We start from the raw sequence: 23,796 nt of genomic DNA, 5'->3' as shown, positions 1-23,796 counted from the left end.
CTTTTCGGCATGAAAAGCTGCCGCTCAAGCCGGGCCGCCACACGAGCGGGCTTCGGCCTAAGCTTTACTTATCGCCAATCGGAAAGTCGAGGTCGAAACTTAAGCTTTCCGATGTGGTAAAAATAAAGCCTCCAGCCCGCGGCCGCGGGCTGGAGGTTTGGTTTTTGCCGCAGCCTTTTAAGCTTCGATGAAGTTTTTTGTTCGCTCTTAAACGGGCAATGATATACAAAAACCTCTGGGAGGATCCAGCAATGAAAACCGATTTGCCGCAGCCGTTCGTGGAACGAATGCAGGAACTGCTGGGCGGGGAATTTGACCGCTTTATGGCTTCTTACGACGAGCCTCGTCTTTACGGGCTTCGCATCAATCCGTTAAAAATAAACGCCGAAGACTGGAAGGAACTGTCGCCGATCGCCGAATCGGCGAAGCCGATACCGTGGACGCCGACCGGCTATTACTACAGCCGTGACGACCGCCCGGCCAAACACCCGCATTACAATGCGGGATTATATTATATCCAGGAGCCGAGCGCGATGGCTCCCGTCGAGCTGCTTGACGTGCGGCCGGGCCACCGCGTGCTTGATTTGTGCGCGGCTCCCGGCGGGAAATCGACGCAAATCGCCGGCAAGCTGCAGGGAAAAGGCGTTCTTGTCGCCAACGACAACGGGGCGGAGCGGACGAAGGCGCTTGCGAAAAATATCGAGCTGGCGGGCGTTCGCAACGCCGTTATTTTAAACGAAGAGCCGTCGAACCTCGCTCCTAAATTCGCCGGCTGGTTCGACCGGATTTTGGTGGATGCGCCGTGCTCGGGGGAAGGGATGTTCCGCAAGGAAGAATCGATGATTGCGGCATGGGAATCGTACAAAGTGGAAGTATGCTCGAAGATGCAGCACGATATATTGCGCCATGCGGCGGATCTGCTCGCTCCGGGCGGCCGGCTCGTGTATTCGACCTGCACTTTCGCTCCGGAAGAAAACGAAGCCCAAATCGCCCGGTTTCTCGTCGACCGCCCGGACTTTGAGGTTATGGAGGCCGAGCTGAAGGACGGCTGGCGCCGCGGCCGGCCGGATTGGATCGAGGAGAAGCGGGACGGCGACGCCGCGTGGGAGGAAGCGGTCAAAGCGACGGCGGGGACCGTAAGGCTGTGGCCGCACTGGATTAAAGGCGAAGGGCATTATGTGGCGGTATTGCGCCGTAAGGCGGAGGCCGGGCCGTTCGGAACAAATGCCGCCGATCCGGCCGGTGCCGACCGTCCGTGGGCGGAGCCGCAGGAAGAAGCGTCTTGGGGGCTCAAAGGGAAAAAGGCAAGCGGCGGAGCCGACAGAGCGGACAAGCGCTATAACCGGCACTCCGGCGAGGAGGCTTATATTCGCGCCGGCGTCAAAGAGCGGCGGAGCGGCGGCAAGCCGGCCGGCGGCGGCCGGCTTGGCAAAAGCGCCAAGTTCGCGAAGGAGGCGTCCTTCGATCCCGCGGAAGCATGGGCGGCGTTTGCAAGAGATGTTTTGCGCGGCGTACCGGAGCCGGATGCCAGAATAATCGCTTACGGCGCAAGGCTGTTTCTGCAGCCGGTTGGCGTGCCGGAGCTGGAAGGGCTTAAGGTCGTCCGGCCCGGCTGGTATATCGGCGATGCCGAAAAAGGAAGGTTTGCGCCTTCTCAGGCGCTGGCGCTCGGTTTGAAGCGGGGTCAGGCGGCATGGTCGCTGAATTGGGCGCCGGAGGACGAGCAGCTGATCCGTTATTTGAAAGGGGAAACGCTGTTTGTCGACAGCTCCGACATCGTGCCGGCCGACCGGGCGGACGAAGGCGGGAGGAACGGATCGCCTCGCGGTTATATTCTCATTTGCGTCGACGGTTACCCGATCGGATGGGGGATCTACGCCGACGGTACGCTTAAAAACAAGCTGCCGGCGGGATGGAGGGTGTTGTAGCATGGCCAAAAAAATGCGTCTGGACAAGCTGCTGTCCAATATGGGGTTCGGCTCGCGCAGCGAGATCAAAAAGGAAGTGAAGCTGGGAGCCGTTACGGTAAACGGCGTCGTCGCGAAGGACAGCGGGCTTGCGGTCGATCCTGACGCGGACGACGTACGGTTCCGGGGAGAGACCGTCATATACCGGGATACCGTTTATTTGATGATGAATAAGCCTCCTGGCGTCATCTCGGCGACGGAGGACGGGAGAGAGCGGACGGTTATCGATCTGCTGGAGGAGGAGGACCGTCTGCTGTCGCCGTTTCCGGTAGGGCGGCTCGACAAGGATACGGTCGGCCTCCTGCTGCTCACCAATGACGGGCAGCTGGCGCACGAGCTGCTCTCGCCCCGCAAGCACGTCGATAAGACGTACGAGGCTGTCGTCGAGGGCGACGTGGGGGAAGCCGACCGTCAAGCTTTCGCCGAAGGCGTCGTGCTGGACGACGGCTACAAGACGATGCCGGCGGAGTTGCATATAACGGGCAAGGAGGAAACGGCTTCGTCCGGAGTGAAATCAACCGTGAGTCTTACGATCAAGGAAGGGAAATTCCATCAGGTGAAGCGGATGTTCGAAGCGGTCGGCAAGAAGGTCGTGTATTTGAAGCGGGTATCGATGGGGCCGCTGCGGCTTGACGAATCGCTGCCGGAAGGAACGTACCGCGAGCTGACCGAGGAGGAAGTGGAGCTGCTCCGCGCCCACCGCGGCGTCAAGCGGTCATAGGACGGCTCAGTGAAAATAGAGAATCGGGGAGAGAAACGTAATGGGTAAACAATTCGATTTAATTGCGCTGGACGTGGACGGAACGCTGCTGACGGACGATCACCGACTGACGGCCGATACGAAAGATGCGGTCCGCGAAGCGGCGGCCGGAGGGACCGAGATCGTGCTCTGCACGGGCCGGGGCCCGTCGGGCGCGCTGCCCGTGATGGAGGAGCTTGGTCTAAGCGGGACGTTGATCGTGCACAACGGGGCCGCGACCATCGATTCCGTCCGCCGGACGGTTCTGCACGAATATGCCATCGATCCTCTTTATTTGGAGCCCTATTTGATTTATTCCCGGAACAACGGCATCCATTTCGATTTCAACACCGCCTTTGAAATGATGGTGGAAGGAATGACGCCGGAAGCCGAGGAAATGTACAGCCGTTTTTATGCGCAGCCGAAGCTGCTTGCGCCGGGAAGCCCGGTGCCGGAAGGGCTGCTGAAATTTACCGTGTTCGGCTCGAAGGAGGAGATGGACCGGGTGGAAGCGGATTGGCGCGGATGGACCCCTCATTTGCAATCGATCCGAAGCGGGGATTTCTTTATCGACGTGCAGCATGCGGAAGCAAGCAAAGGAGCGGCGCTGAAACAGCTTGCCCGGGCAAGGGGCATCGACCGCACTCGCGTGCTGGCCATCGGCAACTACTACAACGATATCGATATGTTGACGTTCGCCGGTTTGGGGCTGGCAATGGGCAATTCGCCCGAACGGGTAAAAGAAGCGGCGGACGCCGTCATCGGAAGCAACGAGGAGGACGGCGTTGCCGCAGCGCTGCGGCAATACGCGTAAGCGCCGGGAAGGCGCTCCTTTATTGGACAAAACAAACCGCCGGGCGGCAAAGCCCGGCGGTTTGTTTTGTAGTGCCGTATTTCAACGCGTCGCTTGGCGCCGCGGCGCTCCGATCATTTGCCGCGCCCGCGCCTGCCGGCTTGGCCGGACCTGCCGCGGGAGCCGCCGCCCCGGCCGCCTTGCTTGCTCTCCGGGCCGCGGCGGGCATTGTTGCCCCGGCTGCCGGCTTTGCCGCCTTTGGCCGCCGCGGCCGAAGCGCCTTCTCCGGCGGAGCGCTTGCGGGCGCCCGCCTGGGCCGCGTCAGGGCGCGTTTTGGCTTTGCCGCGCTGCGGGCTTGCGCCCCCTCTCGAGGCGCCGCCGCGCCCGCCTTCGCCGCGGGCCGAAGCCTGCCGGGATGGGCCGCTGACGCGTCCTGTCTCGGCCGTCGCCCGCACAATATTGCCGCTTTCGTCCAAGCGGCGCCGTTCAAGCGAAGCGTGGATGCTCTCTTCGATGATCTGCAGGTTTCTCCGGTCGTACGGCGTCGCCAGCGTAACGGCCATGCCGGATTGCCCGGCCCGCCCGGTCCGTCCGATCCGGTGGATGTAGGTTTCGCCGTCTTGCGGAACGTCGTAGTTGAAGACGTGCGTCACGCCTTCCACGTCAAGGCCGCGCGCCGCGACGTCCGTCGCCACCAGCACCTGCAGCTTCGCTTCGCGGAACCGCTTCATCACCTGCTCGCGTTTCGCCTGGGTCAGGTCGCCGTGCAGTTCATCAGAAGCGATGCCGTGCTCCAGAAGCGCTTCGTTCAGCTTTTTCGCCCTGATTTTCGTACGGCAGAACGCCACCGCCAAATAAGGGCGGTATTGCTCGATCAGGCGGAATAAAGCGGCCTGCTTGCCGCGGTCGGTCGTTTCGACGACAATCTGCTTAATATTGTCGAGCGTTACGCGCTCGCTTTTGATTTGAATATCGGTCGGCGCTTTCATATAATCCGCGGCAAGCCGTTTAACCGCGTCCGGCATCGTAGCCGAGAACAGCATCGTTTGACGTGCGCGCGGCGTCCGGGAAAGGATCGATTCGACCTCCGGAAGGAAGCCCATATGGAGCATTTGGTCGGCCTCGTCGAGCACCAGCATTTTCAGCTTGCCGAGACTCACCGTCTCGCGGCGCATATGGTCGAGCAGCCGGCCGGGCGTCGCCACGACGATATGCGGCGCATTGGCCAGCTTGCGGATTTGCGCCTCGACGTCCTGTCCGCCGTAAGCGGCGAGCACGGAGGCTCCGACGGCCGGCGCCAGCTTTTTGAGCTCGGCCGTAATTTGAATGGCCAGCTCGCGCGTCGGCGTCAAAATAAGCGCCTGCACTTGATCTTTCTCGACGTTGATCCGCTGCAGCATCGGCAGAATAAAAGCGACCGTCTTGCCGGTGCCCGTCTGCGCCTCGGCGATGACGTCTTCTCCCGCAAGCAGAAGCGGGATCGTCTCGCGCTGGATCGGCGTAGGATCCGTGATGCCGTTATTTCGAAGGAGACGAACAAGCTCCTCTTGTACTCCGAGTGAAGCAAAAGCGTTTGACATTTTCCAAATTTCCTCATTTCATTACGTCGTATAGCGACTAGTATAACATTTGCGCCGCCGAAGTGCATCTTGCCGCAAGCTGTGTTATGCTGTTGGATAACATAATGATCAAATAAAGGATGTAAAGGACCATGAACGGAACGGAACGATCCCGGATTAAGCCCGGGCTTCTTGTCGATATCGTCCTGAAGCAGGATCAACGGACGGGGAAGCTGACGAGAGGAACGGTCGCCCAGCTTCTGACCAAATCCGCGACCCATCCTCACGGCATTAAAGTAAGGCTGACGGACGGGCAAGTCGGCAGGGTAAAGCATATTGTCGAGGAGTAAGCCCTAAACGGTTCCGAGCATAAAACAACGGCATGCTTGGAACTCACGTATAAGCGCAAATAAGGCCGGCCGCCGCGGGGAAGCGTTGTTACGCTGCCATCTGCAGAGGCCGGCCTTTCGTTGCCGGTCAGAACGTCATGCCAAGCTTGGATACGGCCATATCGTAGATCAGCAAATACGCTTCGCCGTTCGTGAGCCGCTCGGGATCACCGATGGAGTCGATGGTCTGCTCGGTCAGCCAGCCGCGGCTCGTCAGTTCGGATACGGCCTCTTCCTTATCGGTATCCAGGCCGCATAACGAGGCCATCATCGAGGTGGCCAGCGAAAGCGACAGCGGCTCCTTGACCGGTTCGCCGATCGATGCGACAGGCAAGGCGGGGTCTCCCGGCAGCTCGTCCGCATGAAGCTTCTTGACTTGCCGAAGCTGGTTTAAATATCGTCCCGCGTTGGATGGCTCGTCCAGTTTCCAGCTGTCGTTATCGTACCCGCCCGAGGCGAGGTACATGCTTGCCGCGGCGACCAGCCCGTTGTAGTCCGGGTGCTCCTGGTACGGCTGCTTGCCGATACGCTGCATCTTCAAATCCATTCCTTGGTTCTTGAGCATCTGCTTAAGCTTTTGGATCGAAAGCTCCGATTTCGATAATTCCCGGAACGTGACGCCTTCCTCGATCGCGAGTTTGGCGGCGGCGCCTGCGGCTTCCGCCGTCGCCATGCCAAGCGGAATGACGCGGGCGCTGCCGTGCGGAATCGTATCGAAGCTGGCCGCGCGGCCGACGACGAGAAGGCCGTCGATCTCCTTCGGCACAAGGGTGCGGAACGGCACGCCGTATTGCTCCGGTTTCATTAGAATCGTTCCCATGCCGCCTTTGTTCGTGCTTTGGATATCGATCGGATAAGAGCCGTAGGCGATAGAATCCCAATGATCGCGGTTTTCGAGCAAATCCGTCAGCTTCAGCCGGTATTCTCCGATAATGTGGCGCGATTCCCGGATATACAATTCGCTCGCCGTGCCGGCATATTCCAGCTCCGCGAACGGTTCGAACGTTTGCTTCAAATATTCGGCGATGCGCGGCGCTTCCGCCTGGGCGGCCTTCATGCCTTCCTTGACCGATTCCGGATCAAGCGGGTCGACGCCGAACAGCTGCATCGAATTGATAAGGATCGTGCCGTCGGCTTGCCGGCCGATATTCAGGCCGCGCATTTTGATCCGCGAAGGGTCGCTCGCTACGTAGTCTTTCGCCTTGTTATAACCCCATATGCTCATTTCGTCATAATCGGCGTCCTCGTAATGCGCCAGCTTCGACCATCTTTCCGGCGTCACGCCGCTCATGCGGATGACCAGCGTAGCCACCATCAGCTCGTCCTTGCTGCCGATATCCTCCCGTCCGACCGTGTACGGCGCGCCTGCCGCTGCGGCGATGTCGCCGTCCTGCGTCGCGTCGATAACCGCTTTGGCGGCAATTTCGGCCGCCGCGCCGTCCTCGCGGACAATCCGCATGCCGGTCACGCTCCGGCCGGACGCTCCGCCCACGATCGGTTCCATCCGCTGCGCTTTCATCAGCAGGTCGATATTCGGCTCCGCCTTTACCATCCGGTAAAACGCGTTGGCGGCCGTACGGGTATCAAACGAAGACCCTTCGACCATGGCGTACCATTCTTGAAAAAGCCCTTTGTTCAAATAAGTGTAGCGGCCCAATAGCTTACGGAAAAAAGATTGCGAAGGGGAATAGTTCAAGTCGAGCGTGTTCAGCTCCCCGACGGTCATAAGTCCGCCCAACCGGTCCCGGCCTTTTCCGTCGACGAGCAGAACGGAAAGCCCGTTGCGAGCGGCCGATACCGCGGCGATGACGCCTTCGGGATCGGTTCCGGCGACAATGACGTCGTAACCGCTTTTTAACGTTGGCGCCGATTCGACCGCAAGAAGCGGTTCGCTCACCAGCTCGACGTCCGAACGTGCTCCATGATTCCAATACCACATCGCGGCGTATGTACCCGTAAGCATCGCTGCGCCCGCCAGAATAATGACGGACCAAACGGCCAGCAGTTTAGTTCTCAAGCGACGAATTCCTCCTGTGTCATTCCTGAACGTTTTTGCCTAACGTAAATAATGACGAAACGGCAATTAAAAAGGTTGTGCCGATCGGCACGAAATTTGTCCATTTTTTGCTTAAACACAAATCTATCGCGGGAAAGTAGAGTTCCATTATACTAGGAGATTGTTCCTGTTGCGACATTTTTTTGATAATGTGACGTACGGGAAGTGCCCTAAGGAAGGAGAAGGGGGAAGGGGGACGGCGGGAAAACGGGTTGGAGGGGCGCAGAAACAATATGCGCTTAAGACCGCATAAAAAAAGACCCGGGCGCCGCCGTAACGGCGGGCGCCCAACCCCGCAAGAAACATTGTTGCTATAGAAGCAGCGACAGCCAGTCCGACTTCGTGACGGGACCGAAATAATGCGTTAAGTCGACCCGGTCCAGCAGTTCTTCCATGGTGCCGGCGTCGTAGCGCAAGCCGATCAGTTTCCCGGCAAATTCTTTGCTGTCGCCGCGTCCGAAGAAATCGCCGTATACGGCGGCTTCCCGGATGATGCCGTTCTCCACTTGCAGACGGACGTCGAACGTTCCCGCGCCTTCGATCCGTTTCGTCTGGCGGAAGTTGAAGGCCGGCGAACGGCCGTAGTTCCAATCCCAATTGCGGTATCGCTCGTCCGCCAGCTTGCGGACGTTCGCCCATTCTTCCTCGCCGATGTCGTAGACGGGCACGTTTCCTTCCGTTTGGAAGATCGATTGAAGCAAATGCCCGCGGAACTGCTCGATCGTCATCGGCTCCTGCAGAAATTCGCGAATATTCGCCACCCGGCTGCGGATCGATTTGGTCGCTTTCGATACGTATTTCTCGGGATTCGCCTTCAGCGCGGCGGCAACCCGATCCATTTCCGAATCGAACAGCAGCGTGCCGTGCGTAAACAATCGGCCTCTCGTAACGAATTGGGCGTTGCCGGATATTTTGCGTCCCTCGACTTCAATGTCGTTCCGGCCGGTCATCGATGCCCGGACGCCAAGCTTGCCGAGCGCCTGCACGACGGGTTCCGTAAACTTTTTAAAGTTATGGAACGAATCCCCGTCGTCTTTCGTGATAAAGCTGTAGTTCAGATTGCCGAGGTCATGATAGACCGCTCCGCCGCCGGAGAGCCTGCGAACGACGCGAATGCCGTTATTCTCCACGAACTCGGCGTTGATTTCCTCCGCGGTGTTCTGATTTTTGCCTATTATAATGGAAGGGGCGTTTATATAAAAAAGCAAATAATCATGCTCGGCCGGAAAATGGCGCAGCGCGTACTCCTCCAGCGCAAGGTTGAGCGAGGCGTCCGTAATGCCTTGATTGTCGATAAAATACAGCATGGGTTATAAAGCCCTCCTTCTGATGGCCGGAAACCGGGTTTCCGCCGTCTGCTAGCTTAACGTTTCTATTATAGGCCATTCCGGGGAGGAGAGCCAAGCTTTTCGTCGCCGGCGGATTTGCCGTTCGGGCGCAACAAACGCTTGCGCGTCTCTGCCTTCCGCAAGGCGGCCAAAACGTTGTCCGGCAAGCGTTCCGGCGTTCGACGGCATGTGCGCGGACAGCGCTTGACATCGAAGGTGCGCCTCTTTATAATCGAAAGTAATTTACTTAAAGCAGAAACGACTTCGATGTTCAATCCAAGGACGAGCCGTTTCTTGCGAGAAATATAAACCGCGTTGAGAAGGATTAGTAACAGCGACTGCAAGGTCAAGAGAGCCGGCGGAAGGTGCAAGCCGGACCTGCAGCAATGTGAACTCACCTTGGAGCCGTGCGCTACCCGGATTCCGGCGAACCGCACCGCATAGCCTGCGTTACGGGCGACAAGTGAGCCGAAGGCAAAGCATGCCCGAAGCTAACTAGGGTGGTACCGCGTGAGAATAATCTCTCGTCCCTAGCGATTTTACGCTAAGGGCGGGAGTTTTTTTATGCGAACGGGGCCGGCTTGCCGCCAGCGGTTCGCTTCAAATGGATATTTGGAAAGAAGGAAGGGAGCAGTTAAACATGTCGCAAGAGCAGCAGCATGGCTACAATCCGCAAGCCATAGAGCCGAAGTGGCAGAAATACTGGGAAGAGAACAAAACGTTCAAAACAACGGAGGATCCGGGCAAACCGAAGTTTTACGCCCTTGACATGTTCCCTTATCCTTCCGGGGCAGGCCTTCACGTCGGCCATCCGGAAGGCTATACCGCCACGGATATCGTATCGCGCTATAAAAGAATGAAAGGCTACAACGTGCTTCACCCGATGGGCTGGGACGCGTTCGGCTTGCCGGCCGAGCAGCACGCGCTGGACACCGGCCAGCATCCGCGCGACATAACAGTCAAGAACATCAACAATTTCCGCCGCCAGATCAAGTCGCTTGGCTTCTCGTACGATTGGGACCGCGAGTTCAGCACGACGGATCCGGACTACTATAAGTGGACGCAATGGATTTTCATCCAGTTGTATAAGAAAGGCCTTGCTTACGTAGCGGAAGTGCCGGTCAACTGGTGCGAGGCTCTCGGCACCGTGTTGTCGAACGAGGAAGTGATCGACGGCAAAAGCGAGCGCGGCGGCCATCCCGTCGTCCGCAAGCCGATGCGCCAATGGATGCTCAAAATTACGGAATACGCCGATCGTCTCCTTGACGATTTGGAGGAGCTGGACTGGTCCGAAAGCATTAAAGACATGCAGCGGAACTGGATCGGCAAATCGAAAGGCGCCGAAGTGACGTTCCGCATCGACGGCCACGAGGGCTCTCTGGTCGTGTTTACGACCCGCCCGGACACGCTGTTCGGCGCGACTTATTGCGTCCTTGCGCCGGAACACGAGCTTGTCGCCCAAATTACGGCCGAAGCCCAAAAAGAGGCGGTAGCGGCTTACAAGGAAGCGGCCGCGCGCAAAAGCGATCTGGAGCGCACCGATCTCGCGAAGGAAAAAACGGGCGTATTTACGGGCGCTTACGCGATCAACCCGGCGAACGGCGAGAAGCTTCCGATCTGGATCGCCGATTACGTGCTGGCCGGCTACGGAACGGGCGCCATCATGGCCGTTCCGGGACATGACACCCGCGACTGGGAGTTTGCGAAGCAATACGGCTTGCCGATCGTCGAAGTCGTGCAAGGCGGAGACGTGGAGAAAGAAGCGTATACGGGCGACGGTCCTCACGTCAATTCCGGCTTCCTGAACGGTCTCAATATGGAGGACGCCATCAAGGTTATGATCGAGCATCTCGAAGCGGAAGGCACGGGACAAGGCAAAGTGACGTACCGTCTGCGCGACTGGCTGTTCAGCCGGCAGCGCTATTGGGGCGAGCCGATTCCGGTTATCCATCTGGAAGACGGCACGATGAAGACGGTACCGGAGGAGGAGCTTCCGCTGCTTCTGCCGGACGTTGATGCGATCAAGCCTTCGGGCACAGGCGAATCGCCGCTGGCGAACGTGACCGAATGGGTGAACACCGTCGATCCGGAGACGGGCATGAAAGCCCGCCGGGAGACGAATACGATGCCGCAATGGGCGGGAAGCTGCTGGTATTATCTGCGCTTCATCGATCCGAAGAACGACAAGGAATTGTGCTCGAAGGAGAAGCAGCGGGAATGGCTGCCGGTCGACCTGTATATCGGCGGCGCCGAGCACGCCGTGCTGCACCTGCTGTATGCGCGCTTCTGGCATAAAGTGCTATACGATCTTGGCATCGTGGAAACGAAAGAACCGTTCCACAAGCTTGTCAACCAGGGCATGATTCTCGGCACCAATAACGAGAAAATGTCCAAATCGCGCGGCAACGTCATTAACCCGGACGATATCGTAAACGAATACGGCGCGGATACGCTGCGCTTGTACGAGATGTTTATGGGACCGCTTGAGGCGACGAAGCCGTGGAGCACCAACGGAGTGGACGGGGCATTCCGCTTCCTGAGCCGCGTCTGGCGCCTGTTCGTATCGGAAGACGGCAGCCTCAGCAGCAAAATTACGGACGGCGAAACGACCGATGCTTTCAAACGGGTATGGCACCGCACGATTAAAAAGGTGACGGAAGATTACGAGAATCTCCGTTTCAACACGGCGATCAGCCAGCTGATGATATTCGTCAACGAAGCCTACAAGACCGACGTGCTGCCGCGCCGGGCGATGGAAAACTTCGTTCAGATGCTGTCTCCGATCGCGCCGCATATCGCGGAAGAGCTGTGGGAGAAGCTGGGCAACTCCGGCACGATCACCTATACGGAGTTCCCGGCTTACGACGAGGCTTGGACGGTCGATCAGGAGGTCGAAATCGTCGTGCAGGTGAACGGCAAAATCGTCGATCGCGTGTCGATTCCGGCGGATACCGAACAAAGCGAGATGGAGCGGCTCGCGAAAGAGCTCGATAAGGTTAAACCGCTGCTGGAAGGCAAAACGATCCGCAAAGTGATCGCGGTTAAAGGCAAGCTCGTCAACATCGTAGCGAATTAACGGGGCACAACATAGAAGAGGTGAGCGGCCATAAAGCCGTTCACCTCTTTTTTACGGTTCTCCGAACATTTCGCCGATTTTTTCCACGTCTTCGTTGTATTTGTCATGGGTCGTCCGGATGAGCCGTCCGAACACGCCGGCCGTATCCTGCCGAAGAAGCTCAAGGGCTTGGGCGGTAATGCCGCCCGGAACGGCTACCCTCTTCTGGATTTGCTCGGGCGTCAGGCCGCCTTCCGTCAGCAGCAATCCGGTGCCAAGCAGCATTTCGCTGGCGACGCGAACCGCTTCGCCGCGCTCGATGCCGGTCTCTTCCACTGCCGCTTTAACGAACTGCTCCAGCAAAAAAGCAAAAAACGCGGGACCGCAGCTGGAAATATCCGATACGATGCGGGTGAAGCTTTCTTCGATGCGCAGCGGCTGGCTAATATGTTTCAGCAAAGACTCGAGCTTATCCTTGTCTTCTTCGGCAACGCGGCTTCCGTAGATGCATAAAGTGGCGCCGCTCCATACGCTGTTTGTGATGCTCGGGATCATTTTGGCGATTTTGCAGGGGAGCCGCTGCTCCAGCAGCGAGATCATAACCGGGCTCGTAATGGAGACGACAAGCTGGCCGGGACATACGACGGAAGCGATGTCGCCGACGACTTTATGAAATTCCAACGGCTTGACGCAAAGAAACAGCAACTCGCAATCCGCTGCCGCTTCCGCGTTCGAATGAACGGCCCGGAGACCCGGATAACGGGCAGCTAAAGCCTCGGCTTTGGCCAAGGTGCGGTTGCTGACGGAAATTTGCTTGGGATCAAGCGCTCCGGAAGTAATCAGCGCCTCGATGAGCAAGGTTCCCATTGTACCCGTCCCGATAAAACCGACATTCATCGCTGGACCTCCAATCCGTCATTGCATGCGATATCGAGCTTGTGCAAGCGAATGCTTTTAACGCATGTAGGTTTTCGACAAACTATACCTCTTATACGGTATGCGCGGTTCGCTTCGAGGATGTCAATTATTTATAAAAAAGAGGAGAAAAAGATGCGAAGATATTCAAGCTTTCAAACTTTCGTTTTAGCCGCTTGCGGCGCTGCGGCCGTACTCTTTTTTGTGTTGGCGCTTCATCAGCCGGAGAAAGAGCCTCCCGGCTGGATCGACGTAAGCGAAGCGGCCGCAGCCTCGGTGGCCGCGCTTGAAGAGACCGGAGCCGAGGCTGCGCAGCAGGCGGCCGGTCAGGGAGCCGCGACGGAGACGAGCGGAGCGGCGGCGGAGCAAGGCAGCGGTACGCCGGGCGGCGAGGCAACCGGTCCTGCCGGCGCGGAAGCCGCGGGCGATGTTGCGGCGGGGAAGGTGTCCGGCGGCGCAACGCCGGACGGCAAGCTGGACGTCAACACCGCAACGGCCGAGCAGCTCGACGCGTTAAAAGGAATCGGGCCATCCAAGGCGGCGGCCATCGTAGCCGACCGGGAAGCGAACGGCCCGTTCCGTTCCGTGGACGATTTGCTCCGCGTAAAAGGAATCGGCGAGAAGCTGCTTGCCGGTATCAAAGACAGCGTCACGGCCCTTCCTTAATAAGAAGGGGGTTCCGCTGGGGCTATCCAGTTCCCTGTCTGAGACAGCTGCGCCGGACGGTAACGCTTTTTTGCGGGAAGTGCCGTTTGCCTATTGTCCGACGGGCTTTGCATATTTTGCCGATCGAAATATAATGGAAGTAGCACGATAGAGGAAACTGCCGCTCGCAGGCACCAAGAGAGGAAGGAACGTTTATGGCCGCAATGACGCAAGAGGCGGAGCGCAAGGACTGGGATACATACTTCATGGATATTGCCTACATGGTATCGACGCGTTCCCGCTGCCCGAGGCGCCATGTAGGAGCCGTACTCGTCCAGGGCAAGAAGCTGCTGGGCACCGCCTATAACGGCGCGCCGATGGGGGTGCCGGATTGCTCGGAGGAAGGCTGCATGATTGCGGAGCAGCTTGAGATCGAGGTGGTGGACGGCGTGGAGAAAGCCGTCAAGAAGCAGCGCTGTATTCGAACGATACATGCCGAGCAGAATTTGCTGCTCTTCACCGACCGCATAGACCGGGAAGGATCGACCGTGTACGTGACGGATCAACCGTGCTGGACGTGCAGCAATATGCTGGCGAACAGCGGTATTCAAGAGATCGTCTATCACCGGGCTTATCCGAAGGACAGCGAGAAGGTCGAGAAGCTCATGAAGGCAAAGGGCATTCAATTCCGCCCGCTGCACGGTTACGAGCCTCCCGCGCAAGCCGGTATCCAAGTGTTAAGCGAATAGCCAAGCCGTAGGGAAGAACCCTCCGCGCATCGCGAATTTATGTTTGCGGTGCGCTGGGGGGTTCTTTCTTTTATGGGTGCTAGGGCGGGCCGGCAAAGCGAAGCATGCAGCCGGCAGTCATGTTGAACGGGATGGGCGTTTAGCGCGATTGACGTTTCTCTATAGAAGAGGAGAAGGAAATATGCAAAGGAGGTTGACGGGCGTGCCATTCATGAACAGGAGGCCGTTATTATGGTTTGCAATCTGCTGGGTAGCCGGGAGCGGCTTGGCCGCTGCTTTGAACGTAAGCGGTCTCTGGCTGGCGGGAGGCGCGCTGGCGGCCGCCGCCGTCCTGCTAGCCGCGACCGGCGCGATGTCGTGGCGGCTGGCGGCATGCTGCCTGCTCGCCTATGGGCTTTCGGCCGGCGAGCGGCAATGGACGGATGCGAGAAACGTGACCGCGCTGCAAGATTTGGCTGCAGAGGCGGAGCGCCAGCCGGAAGCGGCCTTTGCCGCGGAAGCGGAGGGGATTATCGTGTCCGCGGTTGAAGTGGACGGCGATCTCGCCGCGTTTCGCGTTAAGCTGAGCGCCGTGAAGCTGGCGGGCGATACGGAGCCGCGCAGCCTCGGCGAGACCGTGCTCGTCCGCGTGCGGCTGGCCGAGCAGCCGCAGCAGGCGGTCGCCGCCGCATGGCGCCGCGGCGACCGCGTGAGCGTCGCCGGCGAGCTGGAGCTGCCGGCGGCCGCGTCCAACATCGGCGGGTTCGACTACCGCCGATATCTCCGCAGCCAGCATATCCACTGGCTGCTGCAAGCGCAGGGCACGGGCGCCGTGCGGACGGCGCCCGGCCCGCAATGGACCGCGGCCGCGCTGCTCGGCCGCATCGATGCCGCGCGCGCGTGGCTCGGCTCGCGCGTCGATGCGCTTTACCCGGCGGAGCAAGCCGGGTATATGAAGGGGCTGGTCCTCGGCATCCGCGAGGACCTGGACCCCGAGCAGTTCGGCCAATTCGCCAAGCTTGGCCTTACCCATGTTCTGGCCATTTCCGGCCTTCATGTGGCCGTATTTGTATATGCGCTCGGCGGCTTGCTGCGCTTGCTGCGGCTCTCGCGGGAAAACATGCTGATGACGGTTTTTGCGGCGGTCCCGGTCTATGTTCTGCTGACCGGGGGCTCGCCGTCCGTCGTTCGCGCGGGACTTATGACGATGCTGGGCTTGCTGGCCGCCCGGATGGAGAAGCTGAAGGACGGCCTTCATTTAATCGCGGCTTCGGCCGTGCTGATGCTCGTTTGGAATCCGAATTATATCGAGGACGTGAGCTTTCAGCTATCTTATTTGGTTACGGCGGGGTTAATTATCGGAGTGCCTCCCGTCCGCGGCATTATGCCTCACGGAGGCCGGGCCAAGCCGCTTTACGATCTGGCGGCCGTTACGGTCGTCGCCCAGCTTGTATCGTTTCCGGTCAGCATCTATTACTTTAATCAGTTTCATCTGTTGAGCTTGATTGCCAACTTCGCGCTTGTCCCGTTTATTAGCTTTATCGTCATGCCGCTTGGCGGAGGAGCGCTTCTGCTCGGCGCCGTCTGGCCGGCAGGAGCCAAGCTTCTGGCCGGCGTCTCCGTATACGCCAACGAACTGACGTTTCTTCTTGTGGACAAGCTGGCGGTGGCGGAGAGCTTCCGCACGATATGGGCAACCCCGTCCGCGGGCTGGATTATCGCGTGGTATGGCGTGCTTGGCGCGATGCTTTTATTGTTGCGGTCGATTGCAAACGGGCGGGGAACGGTTGAGCAAGCCGCGGATGAAGAGAACGAGACGATGCCGCTCGCGCCGACACGGTCCGACTCCGCTCCTCTAGCCGCCGGGATGCTGCTCGAGCTGGGCATAGAGAGCCCGCGCGAATTGCGTTCCGGCGCTCGAAGAGCGGCAAGGACGCCAACCGGCGGAACCGTTCCCGACGCGCACCTTATGCGCAGGCTCGCGGCAACCGGCGCCGCTCCGAATGCCGCCCAAGGCGCCGAATTTCAGGCAACCGGCGGAACCGTTCCCGCCTCCTTCGCCATGCGCCGGTCGGCGGATCCGGAAGCCGCGTTCTCGCCGGCCGCTTTTTGGCTGGAGCAGCATAGGAAGCGCATTCGGCGCGACATGCTTCTGTTATTGACGTTAGGGCTTGCTGCCGCTATTCTATTAATCTATGCGTATCATCCGGACATGCTGGACCGTTCCGCGCAGGTCAGCGTCCTGGATGTCGGCCAGGGCGACTCGATTTATGTCAAGACGGCATCCGGCCGACATATATTGATAGACGGCGGGGGAGCGCTCAGCTTCCGCAAGGCGGGAGAGGAATGGAGAGAGCGCAGCGATCCGTTCGAAGTCGGCGCGGACGTCGTGGCGCCGCTGCTTATGAAGCGCGGGGTGCACGAGCTGGATTTGCTTGTCGTGACTCATTTGGATACGGATCATATCAAAGGGCTGCTTGCTGTCATGGATGCGGTTCCGATCAAACGGATATTATGGAACGGCACCGTCAAAGACAGCGACGAGGCCAAGGAGCTGCTGTCAAAAGCCGCTTCCCGCGGCATTCCGTTGTATGCGGCCCGCACCGGACAGAGCTGGAAGCCGGACGAACAGACGGAGCTGTTCGTGTTATGGCCGGAAGCGGCAGCCTCCGAATCGGATCCCGAAACGGCCGGCTCCGGGAGGGCGGAAGTGCCGGAGCTCGAGGAGCAAAACGGGCATAGCGTCGCGCTTTTGCTTCGGCTTTACGGCAGAAGCTTCCTGCTCCCGGGAGACATCGGGTTTGCCGAGGAGGAGCAAATCGGGGAGCGGCTTCGGCGGACGGACGGGCAGCAGTCGGCCGTTCGGGCGATCGCGAAAGAAGGAATCGACGTGCTGAAGCTCGCTCACCACGGCAGCAAGTACTCCACGTCGGAGGATTGGCTCGCGCTCTGGCGGCCCGGCTCGGCGGTCGCATCGGCAAGCGCGACGAATGTTTACGGCCATCCCAGCCCTGCCGTTCTGGACCGGCTGGCTGACGCCGGAACGGCCGTCTGGCGGACGGACAAGGACGGCGAGGTGCAATTTCGAGTAAGCGGCAAAGGGTTGTTTATCCGAACGGCGAAGTAAGAATTTGGAAACGTCTTCGTATAAACTATACGGCGTTTCTTTTTTTTGCTATGCTGGAGGTTGTAAAGGAATCATTTTTTTAATTTTTTGCAACATTTATCGGCGTCGCTGCGTCATAGAAGTTGCAAGAGGGGAGGATCCTTCGTGGTAGAGCCTGGCTTAATCAAAGCCGCCCAGGCGGGAGATCGCGATGCGATGATTACTCTGTTGCGCGAAATTGAAACGCAAGTCTATCGGACGGCTTATTATATATTGGGTAATGAGCAAGACGCGATGGACGCGGCTCAGGAAGCGCTTATCCGCATTTATACCAAGATCGGGTCCTATGAAGAGAAGGCCAAATTCAAAACCTGGATCGGACGCATCGTAACGAATATTTGCATCGATAAATTCAGGAGAAACAAGCCTGCGGTATCCATAGAAGAGCATGATTTGGTATTTCACGAGAAGACGAACGTCGAGGACGAAGTGATGGCGGTATACGCGGCCAAAGATATCAGGGAGGCGATCGACAAGCTTCCCGAGCATCATCGGACCGTTGTCGTCCTCCGGTATTTGCAGGATTTCTCCTATAACGAAATCGCGGAATCTCTTAATTTGCCGCTCAATACGGTCAAATCTTATTTGTTCAGAGCCAGGCAGCAGCTACAAACGTTACTTCATGATTATCAGAAAGGCGGTGTCCGGGGATGAGTTGCGAGCATTGGACGGAATTGATGCAGCGCAGTTTGGATGGGGATTTGAGCGCCCAGGAGCGTGAACGTTTAATGGACCATATCGAGCATTGCCCGGACTGCTGCGACATGTATGAACGGCTCTCCAGATTGTCCAGCGACTTGGAGAATCTTCCGAAGGTTGTTCCGCCGTACAGTCTGGTTGACGCCATTCTGCCTCGGCTGGAACAGCTGGAGCTTGGCGTCTTGTCGGAGGCCGGCAACGCCGAGGAGCCGCCGGTATCGGCAAGCCGGAGCGCAGGCGGCACATCGGGGTCCGAGCTGTCCGAGCTTATTGCCGGATCGCGGCGCAAGCGGGAAACGCGGAACGGCGGATGGCGAAAATGGACAGGCGGCGCGGCGGCTGCCGCTGCCGTAGCGGCTTTGTTCGTCGCGGTGTATAACGCCCCCGACCTTAACGTGGGAAAGCTGGTTCAGACGGCGGCCGATACGTCTGCCGAGAAACAGGAGGTGACCGGCTCGACGAAGAGCACAGCCGTCGCTCCTTTTGTATCCGCGGAACCCGATACCAACGCGGGCAAGGAAAAAGCCGATGCGGGCGGCAGCGCCCCGGCGGCTTCGGCCGATCCGCAGCAGTATGCCAGAAGCGGGAACGACGACGGAAGCTTGCCTGCTGAAAGCGCAGTTCCGAAAGAACCCGCGCATGATTCGAACGGCACGAATAATTCTTCCGGCGGACAGACGGAGCCGGAAGATGCTGGGAGCTTGGAGACGGCAATGCCGCCCGCCCAGTCGGATGATGCGGCGGCGCCGCCTGTCGGGACAGGTGTGGCGGAAGCGCCCCTGTTCGGCATAAGCAGCATGGGGACCGGTTCGGACAATCCGGAAACGGAAACGGGCGACGGCGGTACGGAGGAACAGTATTATTCGCTGGACCAGGGTCAAGCCGGGACCACGGACGACGCCGGCGGCAACGGGCAAGCGTCCGGCGAAACCGTAGCGCCGGTTATTCCGGGACCGATCCAGGCCGTATCCGGCGACGGGCAATATTCGGCCGTTGCGGTCGGCTACACGATCAAAATTTTTGACAGCAACGACGAGCTTCTTTTCGAAACGGAACGGAAGAACGGGCGGATATCCGAGCTGGTATGGTCTTCGGACAGCACGGAGCTGACTTACGTCGTAGAGGCGGAGGAAGGCGCGAAGGAGAAGTACCGGATCGATATCGCGACCTGGAAGGACGAAAAAGCCGAAGCCGAATAGTCATGCACACATCTCGCCGCCGCTGCGTATAGTAGAGTATGCAGAGTCAAGCGGTAGATGCCTTGGCACGATTATGATCATCCGCAGGGCGGTACCATGGGCCTGCCTGCTGATGTTTATATAGATGTTCAAGGACGGAGGGATGGCGCCTTTCACGGGTGTCATCCCTCTGTTGTGCTATAATCATGAAAGGGCTTATTCGATTGCGATTCGTCTATCGATCCAGACCGGAAGATAAGGCTCCGCTTGAAATGCTTTAACATGCGAACGGAAATAAGGTGAAGCAATGGAAATAACCGAGGCGTTGAAGGAATTGAAAAAAGGCGTTTTCCGGCCGGTTTACGTGCTGTACGGGACCGATCGCTACCGGATCGGCCAATTTGCCGATAAATTGACGGAGGCTCTTTTTAAGCCGGACGAAAAGGAGCTTGGCGTCGTCAAGTTCGATACTTCCGAGACTCCCATCGAGGAAGCCGTATTGGAAGCCGAAACGCCTCCATTTTTTATGGAACGCAAGCTTGTGTGGATACGGGACGCCAGCGTGCTCGCGGCGGCCAGCAAAGATAACGCCAAACTCGAGCATAAGCCGGAGAAGCTTCTTGCTTATTTGGACAACCCTTCCGATTTTGCGGTCATATTGATCACGGTTCAGGCGGACAAGCTGGACGAGCGGAAGAAGCTGGTCAAAGCGCTTAAAGACCGGCGGGCTCTGCTGCTTTTCCAAGAGCTTGATCCGTCGCAGCTGAAGCAATGGGCCGTCAAGCGGGCGGCCGAGCAGCAAAGAACGATGACCGAGGAAGCGGCCGAGCTGTTGCTTGCGCGGACGGGAGCGCATATGCAGCAGCTGGCGCTTGAAGTGGACAAGCTTTGTTTGTACGCAGGGCCAGGTGGCACGATCGATGTCGAGCAGACGGCGCTGCTCACTGCCGCGTCGGTCGAGGAGGACGTGTTTGCGCTGGTCGACGCCATGGCGACAATGCAGGCCGACCGGTCGCTGCGGCTGTACAGGGAGCTGCTTGCGCGCAAGGAGGAGCCGATCCGCATCGCGGCGCTTATCGCCCGGCAAATTCGGATCATGCTGCAGATCAAAGAGCTGGAGCCGCAAGGTTATTCGCCGCAGCAGATGGCCGGGCAGCTGGGGCTTCACCCGTATGCCGTCAAGCTTGCCGCCGAGAAAAGCCGGAAGTTTACCGTGCCGCGGCTCGCTTCTTTATTGTCGGAGCTGGCGGAGCTCGATTACGGCATGAAGACCGGCCGGGTAGACAAAACGCTTGGACTAGAGCTGTTCCTGCTTTCGTTCGGGTTAAACCGGTCCACGTCGTCTTAAGCTTGCTCGCCTTGTTGCACGGAGCGTAAACTTGCCTTTGCGTGTCCCATAACGATATAATGACCACAGTCATTTATGACTGTGGTCATTTTTTTAACATAGACCGCAAAGTTGTTTATTGCAGGAGGCGGGGAGAATTGTCGAGAGAAGAACGGAAACGCCAGACGAAAGAAGCGATCGTGCGCCATGCCGTCGAGCTGTTTAAGCAAAAAGGCTTCGATAACGTGACGGTTGAAGAAATTACAAAACAATGCGGAATCGCGAAAGGAACGTTTTTTAATTATTTCGCCAAAAAAGAACATATTTTGCTCCATTTGACCGATGCCTATTTCGCCCGGCTGGATGACATTTTCGGCCAGTTTTCGGATCAAGAGCCAAAGGAGGGGGTGCTTCGCATTTTTTCCGACTTGCTGTCCCTGTACGCCAAGCATTATGAAATTTTACGCTTCGCATTGCTCGAAACGGTCAAGGCTCCCGGCGAAACGAACGGCGCAGGAGGTAACATCCCTTTGTTCCGTCAAAAGCTGGCCGACTTTTTCGTCGAAGCCGAGGCGGCCGGCCGTTTTTGCGGCAAGTGGGAGCCGGAGCTGACCGCGTCGGTCTTGTCCGATTTATTCGTGCAGACGCTGATCGGGCGCAGCGGAACGGATGCGTTCGATAAAGCGGAAGCGTATGAAAAGCTGAAGCGGCAGATCGTTGCCATATGGGAGGGACTTGCTCATGAAAAAGGCTAAGAAGAGGCTCGTATACAAAATCGCCGCCGCGCTTGCCGTATTCGTCGCGTTCGTTTATTTAAACAACAGCTCGCTGCTGTCCGCCAAGCGGGACGGCGGTCCGTTTCTGCTGGCGCACCGCGGCGTCGCGCAGACGTTTGACCTTGAAGGGGTGGAGAACGATACTTGCACCGCCGAGCGCATTCACGAGCCGGAGCACGAATATTTGGAAAACACGATTCCTTCGATGGAAGCGGCTTTTCGGGCAGGGGCGGATATGGTGGAGCTTGACGTCAAGCCGACGAAGGACGGGCAATTCGCCGTCTTCCACGACTGGACGCTCGATTGCAGGACGAACGTTTCGGGCACGGCGGCCGACTATACGATGGCCGAACTGAAGAACGTCGATATCGGCTACGGATATACGGCCGACGGAGGGAAGACATACCCGTTCCGGGGCAAAGGCGTAGGTATGATGCCTTCGCTTACGGAGGTGCTGGGCCGTTTTCCGGAAGGGACGTTTCTGATCCATATAAAGAGCAACAACGCGGAGGAGGGCGAGCAGCTGGCGGCAGCGCTGAGCAAGCTTTCGCCGGAGCGGCAGAGCCGGCTCGCGGTATACGGCGGAGACGAGCCGATAAGCGCGCTCAAGGACGAGCTGCCCCATATGAGGGCGATGTCCATGGCGACGATGAAGAGCTGCCTGATCCCTTACATCGCACTCGGTTGGAGCGGGTACATGCCAAGCGCCTGCAAACATACGGAGCTGCATATTCCGGAAAAAATCGCACCGTTCCTCTGGGGCTGGCCGAACCGCTTTTTGAACCGGATGGAACAAGCCGATACGCTTGCGATCTTGGTTACGGGGGACGGCAGCGGATTTTCCGGGGGGTTCGATACGCCGGAAGACCTGGAGCGTTTGCCTTCCGGTTATACGGGCGGCATATGGACGAACCGGATCGAGCGGATCGCCCCGGCCGTTCGGGAATGATTGCCTTGCTAACGAAAGCTGCGACAAAAAAGAGCCATCGTCATCTTCCGGATGACGATGGCTCTTCTCAAAATTCCGATCTCCTTAAGCTTGAGCCGACAGGGCGTTCAGCTTTTTGGCAAGACGGGATTTTTTGCGGGCAGCCGCGTTTTTATGGATCAGGCCTTTCGTAACGGCTTTGTCCAATTTTTTCGTAGCAACGATCAGAGCAGCTTTAGCCGCTTCTACGTCTGTTGCAGCGATAGCTTGGTCAGCAGTTTTAACGGCCGTGCGAAGAGCGGATTTTTGGGAAGCGTTCAAAGCGCGACGTTTTTCGCTCGTTTTGACGCGTTTAACAGCGGATTTGATGTTTGGCATTTACGTTCACCTCCTAGAAAGAGCTAGACAACACAACTTAAAATATCTTATCATGCGAACCTTTAAAATGCAATAGCGCCAATTGGTATGAAAAAGCCGAATTTGCAAACAATAACGGCACAAATCGAATGCAGCAAGGAGCGATGAACGAGTGGCAGATCTGGATTTGCAGCGGTATAACGTGCAGATTGATTTGGCGCTGGAAGCGAAGGAACTGGCGGAGTCGGGAACGGGCTCGCCGATCCCGGGGGTCACTTCGGAAGTGTCGGAGGAGAACGGCATCAAGGTTACCCAGCTTCATGTGCAAACGGAAGAAGGATCGCGTGCGATCAATAAAATACAAGGACATTACGTTACGCTCGAAGTGCCGGGCTTGCGCAACCAGGATACCGAGCTTCAGGACCGGGTGGCGACGACCTTCGCCAAATATTTCGAGACGTTCCTGCAGCGGGTCGGCATCGGACGTACGGCCAAGGTGCTTATCGTTGGTCTGGGCAACTGGAACGTTACGCCCGACGCGCTTGGTCCGATCGTCGTGGAGAACGTCATGGTTACCCGCCATTTCTTCGAATTGATGCCGGATCAGGTGGCCCCGGGCTATCGCGCGGTCAGCGCGGTTGCGCCGGGCGTGCTTGGCACGACGGGGATCGAATCGAGCGAAATCGTGCAGGGCATCGTCGAGCGGACGCATCCGGACGTCATTATCGCGATCGACGCGCTTGCTTCCCGGACGCTGGACCGGGTCAATACGACGATCCAGATCGCGGATACGGGCATTCATCCGGGATCGGGCATCGGCAACAAGCGGCGCGGGCTGACGCAAGAAGTATTGGGCATTCCGGTCATCGCCATCGGGGTGCCGACGGTCGTGTACGCTTCTACGATCGTGAACAGCACGATCGAATTGATGCGCCGCCATTTCGAGTCGGTCAACGGAGATACGAATCAAATATTGGGTTTGATTAACCAGATGAACGAACAAGAGCGGCTACAGCTCGTCAAAGAGGTGCTCAATCCGATCGGCCACGACCTGCTTGTTACGCCGAAGGAAATCGACCAGTTCATCGAGGACATCGGCAATATTATCGCCAGCGGGTTAAACGCATCGCTGCACGAAGCGGTCGATACGTCGAACGTGGCGGCCTATACGCATTAGTTCTAGCAGGCGCT

The 23,796-nt window shown here is 58.2% G+C and carries 19 protein-coding genes and 1 other annotated feature; of the genes, 14 read left to right on the top strand and 5 right to left on the bottom strand.

Features of this window, described 5'->3' with window-relative positions; all coding sequences use genetic code 11:
- Nucleotides 1–251: 251 nt before the first annotated feature.
- The 3 genes from ACFSW5_RS15705 to ACFSW5_RS15695 are packed head-to-tail and all read left to right on the top strand — an operon-like array spanning nt 252 to nt 3,520.
- Entirely contained in the window at nt 252–1,928 is a 1,677-nt protein-coding gene (locus ACFSW5_RS15705; protein ID WP_379274883.1) for an RsmB/NOP family class I SAM-dependent RNA methyltransferase, read from the top strand.
- A gap of 1 nt (nt 1,929) precedes the next feature.
- Complete coding sequence (locus ACFSW5_RS15700; protein WP_379274881.1) at nt 1,930–2,688, top strand: pseudouridine synthase; 759 nt, start codon at nt 1,930–1,932, stop codon at nt 2,686–2,688.
- Nucleotides 2,689–2,728: 40 nt separating this feature from the next.
- On the top strand, nt 2,729–3,520 hold the full coding sequence (locus ACFSW5_RS15695) for a Cof-type HAD-IIB family hydrolase (protein ID WP_379274879.1): 792 nt from the start codon (nt 2,729–2,731) through the stop codon (nt 3,518–3,520).
- 113 nt (nt 3,521–3,633) lie between these two features.
- On the opposite strand, the gene ACFSW5_RS15690 is transcribed toward ACFSW5_RS15695, so the two are convergent.
- Nucleotides 3,634–5,079, bottom strand: a complete 1,446-nt coding sequence (locus ACFSW5_RS15690; protein WP_379274876.1) for a DEAD/DEAH box helicase — start codon at nt 5,077–5,079, stop codon at nt 3,634–3,636.
- Nucleotides 5,080–5,210: 131 nt separating this feature from the next.
- Between ACFSW5_RS15690 and ACFSW5_RS15685 the strand changes: the two genes are divergently transcribed.
- Nucleotides 5,211–5,408, top strand: a complete 198-nt coding sequence (locus tag ACFSW5_RS15685) for a YwbE family protein (RefSeq protein ID WP_379274873.1) — start codon at nt 5,211–5,213, stop codon at nt 5,406–5,408.
- A 127-nt stretch (nt 5,409–5,535) separates the two neighbouring features.
- Here ACFSW5_RS15685 and ACFSW5_RS15680 read toward each other — a convergent pair whose 3' ends face one another.
- Both ACFSW5_RS15680 and ACFSW5_RS15675 read right to left on the bottom strand, forming a co-directional pair.
- Nucleotides 5,536–7,464 (bottom strand): FAD-dependent oxidoreductase, encoded by a 1,929-nt coding sequence (locus tag ACFSW5_RS15680; protein WP_379274871.1) that lies wholly within the window; start codon nt 7,462–7,464, stop codon nt 5,536–5,538.
- A gap of 350 nt (nt 7,465–7,814) precedes the next feature.
- On the bottom strand, nt 7,815–8,807 hold the full coding sequence (locus ACFSW5_RS15675; protein ID WP_379275184.1) for a lipoate--protein ligase: 993 nt from the start codon (nt 8,805–8,807) through the stop codon (nt 7,815–7,817).
- 330 nt (nt 8,808–9,137) lie between these two features.
- Nucleotides 9,138–9,366: a binding site (T-box leader), on the top strand.
- Between the two features lie 105 nt (nt 9,367–9,471).
- Here ACFSW5_RS15675 and leuS point away from each other — a divergent pair.
- A complete protein-coding gene (gene leuS / locus ACFSW5_RS15670; RefSeq protein WP_379275181.1) occupies nt 9,472–11,907 on the top strand; it encodes a leucine--tRNA ligase in 2,436 nt (811 codons plus the stop codon).
- A gap of 51 nt (nt 11,908–11,958) precedes the next feature.
- Here the strand turns inward: leuS and comER are convergent, their stop codons facing one another.
- The gene (gene comER / locus ACFSW5_RS15665) at nt 11,959–12,783 is read right to left on the bottom strand and encodes a late competence protein ComER (RefSeq protein WP_379274869.1); all 825 of its coding nucleotides are present in this window, start codon (nt 12,781–12,783) and stop codon (nt 11,959–11,961) included.
- A gap of 153 nt (nt 12,784–12,936) precedes the next feature.
- Between comER and ACFSW5_RS15660 the strand changes: the two genes are divergently transcribed.
- The 8 genes from ACFSW5_RS15660 (at nt 12,937) to ACFSW5_RS15625 (ending at nt 22,269) form a co-directional block, all read left to right on the top strand.
- On the top strand, nt 12,937–13,467 hold the full coding sequence (locus ACFSW5_RS15660; RefSeq protein ID WP_379274866.1) for a ComEA family DNA-binding protein: 531 nt from the start codon (nt 12,937–12,939) through the stop codon (nt 13,465–13,467).
- 194 nt (nt 13,468–13,661) lie between these two features.
- Nucleotides 13,662–14,195: a deoxycytidylate deaminase gene (locus ACFSW5_RS15655; protein ID WP_379274864.1), complete on the top strand. Its 534-nt coding sequence runs from the start codon at nt 13,662–13,664 to the stop codon at nt 14,193–14,195.
- 211 nt (nt 14,196–14,406) lie between these two features.
- A complete protein-coding gene (locus tag ACFSW5_RS15650; protein WP_379275178.1) occupies nt 14,407–17,301 on the top strand; it encodes a ComEC/Rec2 family competence protein in 2,895 nt (964 codons plus the stop codon).
- 144 nt (nt 17,302–17,445) lie between these two features.
- Complete coding sequence (locus tag ACFSW5_RS15645) at nt 17,446–17,994, top strand: RNA polymerase sigma factor (RefSeq protein WP_379274862.1); 549 nt, start codon at nt 17,446–17,448, stop codon at nt 17,992–17,994.
- Nucleotides 17,991–19,238 (top strand): anti-sigma factor family protein, encoded by a 1,248-nt coding sequence (locus tag ACFSW5_RS15640; RefSeq protein ID WP_379274860.1) that lies wholly within the window; start codon nt 17,991–17,993, stop codon nt 19,236–19,238. Before ACFSW5_RS15645 ends, ACFSW5_RS15640 begins: the two co-directional genes overlap by 4 nt.
- Before the next feature lie 286 nt (nt 19,239–19,524).
- The gene (gene holA / locus ACFSW5_RS15635) at nt 19,525–20,565 is read left to right on the top strand and encodes a DNA polymerase III subunit delta (protein ID WP_379274858.1); all 1,041 of its coding nucleotides are present in this window, start codon (nt 19,525–19,527) and stop codon (nt 20,563–20,565) included.
- A gap of 137 nt (nt 20,566–20,702) precedes the next feature.
- Complete coding sequence (locus ACFSW5_RS15630; protein ID WP_379274855.1) at nt 20,703–21,299, top strand: TetR/AcrR family transcriptional regulator; 597 nt, start codon at nt 20,703–20,705, stop codon at nt 21,297–21,299.
- Complete coding sequence (locus ACFSW5_RS15625) at nt 21,286–22,269, top strand: glycerophosphodiester phosphodiesterase family protein (RefSeq protein ID WP_379274853.1); 984 nt, start codon at nt 21,286–21,288, stop codon at nt 22,267–22,269. The genes ACFSW5_RS15630 and ACFSW5_RS15625 overlap by 14 nt, the downstream gene beginning before the upstream one ends.
- 84 nt (nt 22,270–22,353) lie before the next feature.
- Here ACFSW5_RS15625 and rpsT read toward each other — a convergent pair whose 3' ends face one another.
- Nucleotides 22,354–22,626 (bottom strand): 30S ribosomal protein S20, encoded by a 273-nt coding sequence (gene rpsT / locus ACFSW5_RS15620; RefSeq protein WP_379274850.1) that lies wholly within the window; start codon nt 22,624–22,626, stop codon nt 22,354–22,356.
- 151 nt (nt 22,627–22,777) lie between these two features.
- Here rpsT and gpr point away from each other — a divergent pair, with 151 nt between their 5' ends.
- The gene (gpr, locus tag ACFSW5_RS15615) at nt 22,778–23,782 is read left to right on the top strand and encodes a GPR endopeptidase (protein WP_379274848.1); all 1,005 of its coding nucleotides are present in this window, start codon (nt 22,778–22,780) and stop codon (nt 23,780–23,782) included.
- The last annotated feature ends 14 nt before the right edge of the window (nt 23,783–23,796 follow it).

It is taken from the genome of Paenibacillus thailandensis (assembly GCF_042685365.1).
GTDB lineage: Bacteria > Bacillota > Bacilli > Paenibacillales > Paenibacillaceae > Paenibacillus_AP > Paenibacillus_AP thailandensis.
The sequence above is the reverse complement of the archived record's forward strand: the minus strand, read 5'-3'. Positions and strand labels throughout refer to the sequence as shown.

Bases quoted from the DNA above. Each gene is read 5' to 3' on its own strand.
- leuS (WP_379275181.1), top strand. From the start codon at position 9,472: ATGTCGCAAGAGCAGCAGCATGGCTACAATCCGCAAGCCATAGAGCCG.
- ACFSW5_RS15655 (WP_379274864.1), top strand. From the start codon at position 13,662: ATGGCCGCAATGACGCAAGAGGCGGAGCGCAAGGACTGGGATACATAC.
- ACFSW5_RS15705 (WP_379274883.1), top strand. From the start codon at position 252: ATGAAAACCGATTTGCCGCAGCCGTTCGTGGAACGAATGCAGGAACTG.
- ACFSW5_RS15640 (WP_379274860.1), top strand. From the start codon at position 17,991: ATGAGTTGCGAGCATTGGACGGAATTGATGCAGCGCAGTTTGGATGGG.
- ACFSW5_RS15660 (WP_379274866.1), top strand. From the start codon at position 12,937: ATGCGAAGATATTCAAGCTTTCAAACTTTCGTTTTAGCCGCTTGCGGC.
- holA (WP_379274858.1), top strand. From the start codon at position 19,525: ATGGAAATAACCGAGGCGTTGAAGGAATTGAAAAAAGGCGTTTTCCGG.
- ACFSW5_RS15625 (WP_379274853.1), top strand. From the start codon at position 21,286: ATGAAAAAGGCTAAGAAGAGGCTCGTATACAAAATCGCCGCCGCGCTT.
- ACFSW5_RS15690 (WP_379274876.1), bottom strand. From the start codon at position 5,079: ATGTCAAACGCTTTTGCTTCACTCGGAGTACAAGAGGAGCTTGTTCGT.
- ACFSW5_RS15685 (WP_379274873.1), top strand. From the start codon at position 5,211: ATGAACGGAACGGAACGATCCCGGATTAAGCCCGGGCTTCTTGTCGAT.
- ACFSW5_RS15650 (WP_379275178.1), top strand. From the start codon at position 14,407: ATGAACAGGAGGCCGTTATTATGGTTTGCAATCTGCTGGGTAGCCGGG.
- comER (WP_379274869.1), bottom strand. From the start codon at position 12,783: ATGAATGTCGGTTTTATCGGGACGGGTACAATGGGAACCTTGCTCATC.
- rpsT (WP_379274850.1), bottom strand. From the start codon at position 22,626: ATGCCAAACATCAAATCCGCTGTTAAACGCGTCAAAACGAGCGAAAAA.
- ACFSW5_RS15700 (WP_379274881.1), top strand. From the start codon at position 1,930: ATGGCCAAAAAAATGCGTCTGGACAAGCTGCTGTCCAATATGGGGTTC.
- ACFSW5_RS15695 (WP_379274879.1), top strand. From the start codon at position 2,729: ATGGGTAAACAATTCGATTTAATTGCGCTGGACGTGGACGGAACGCTG.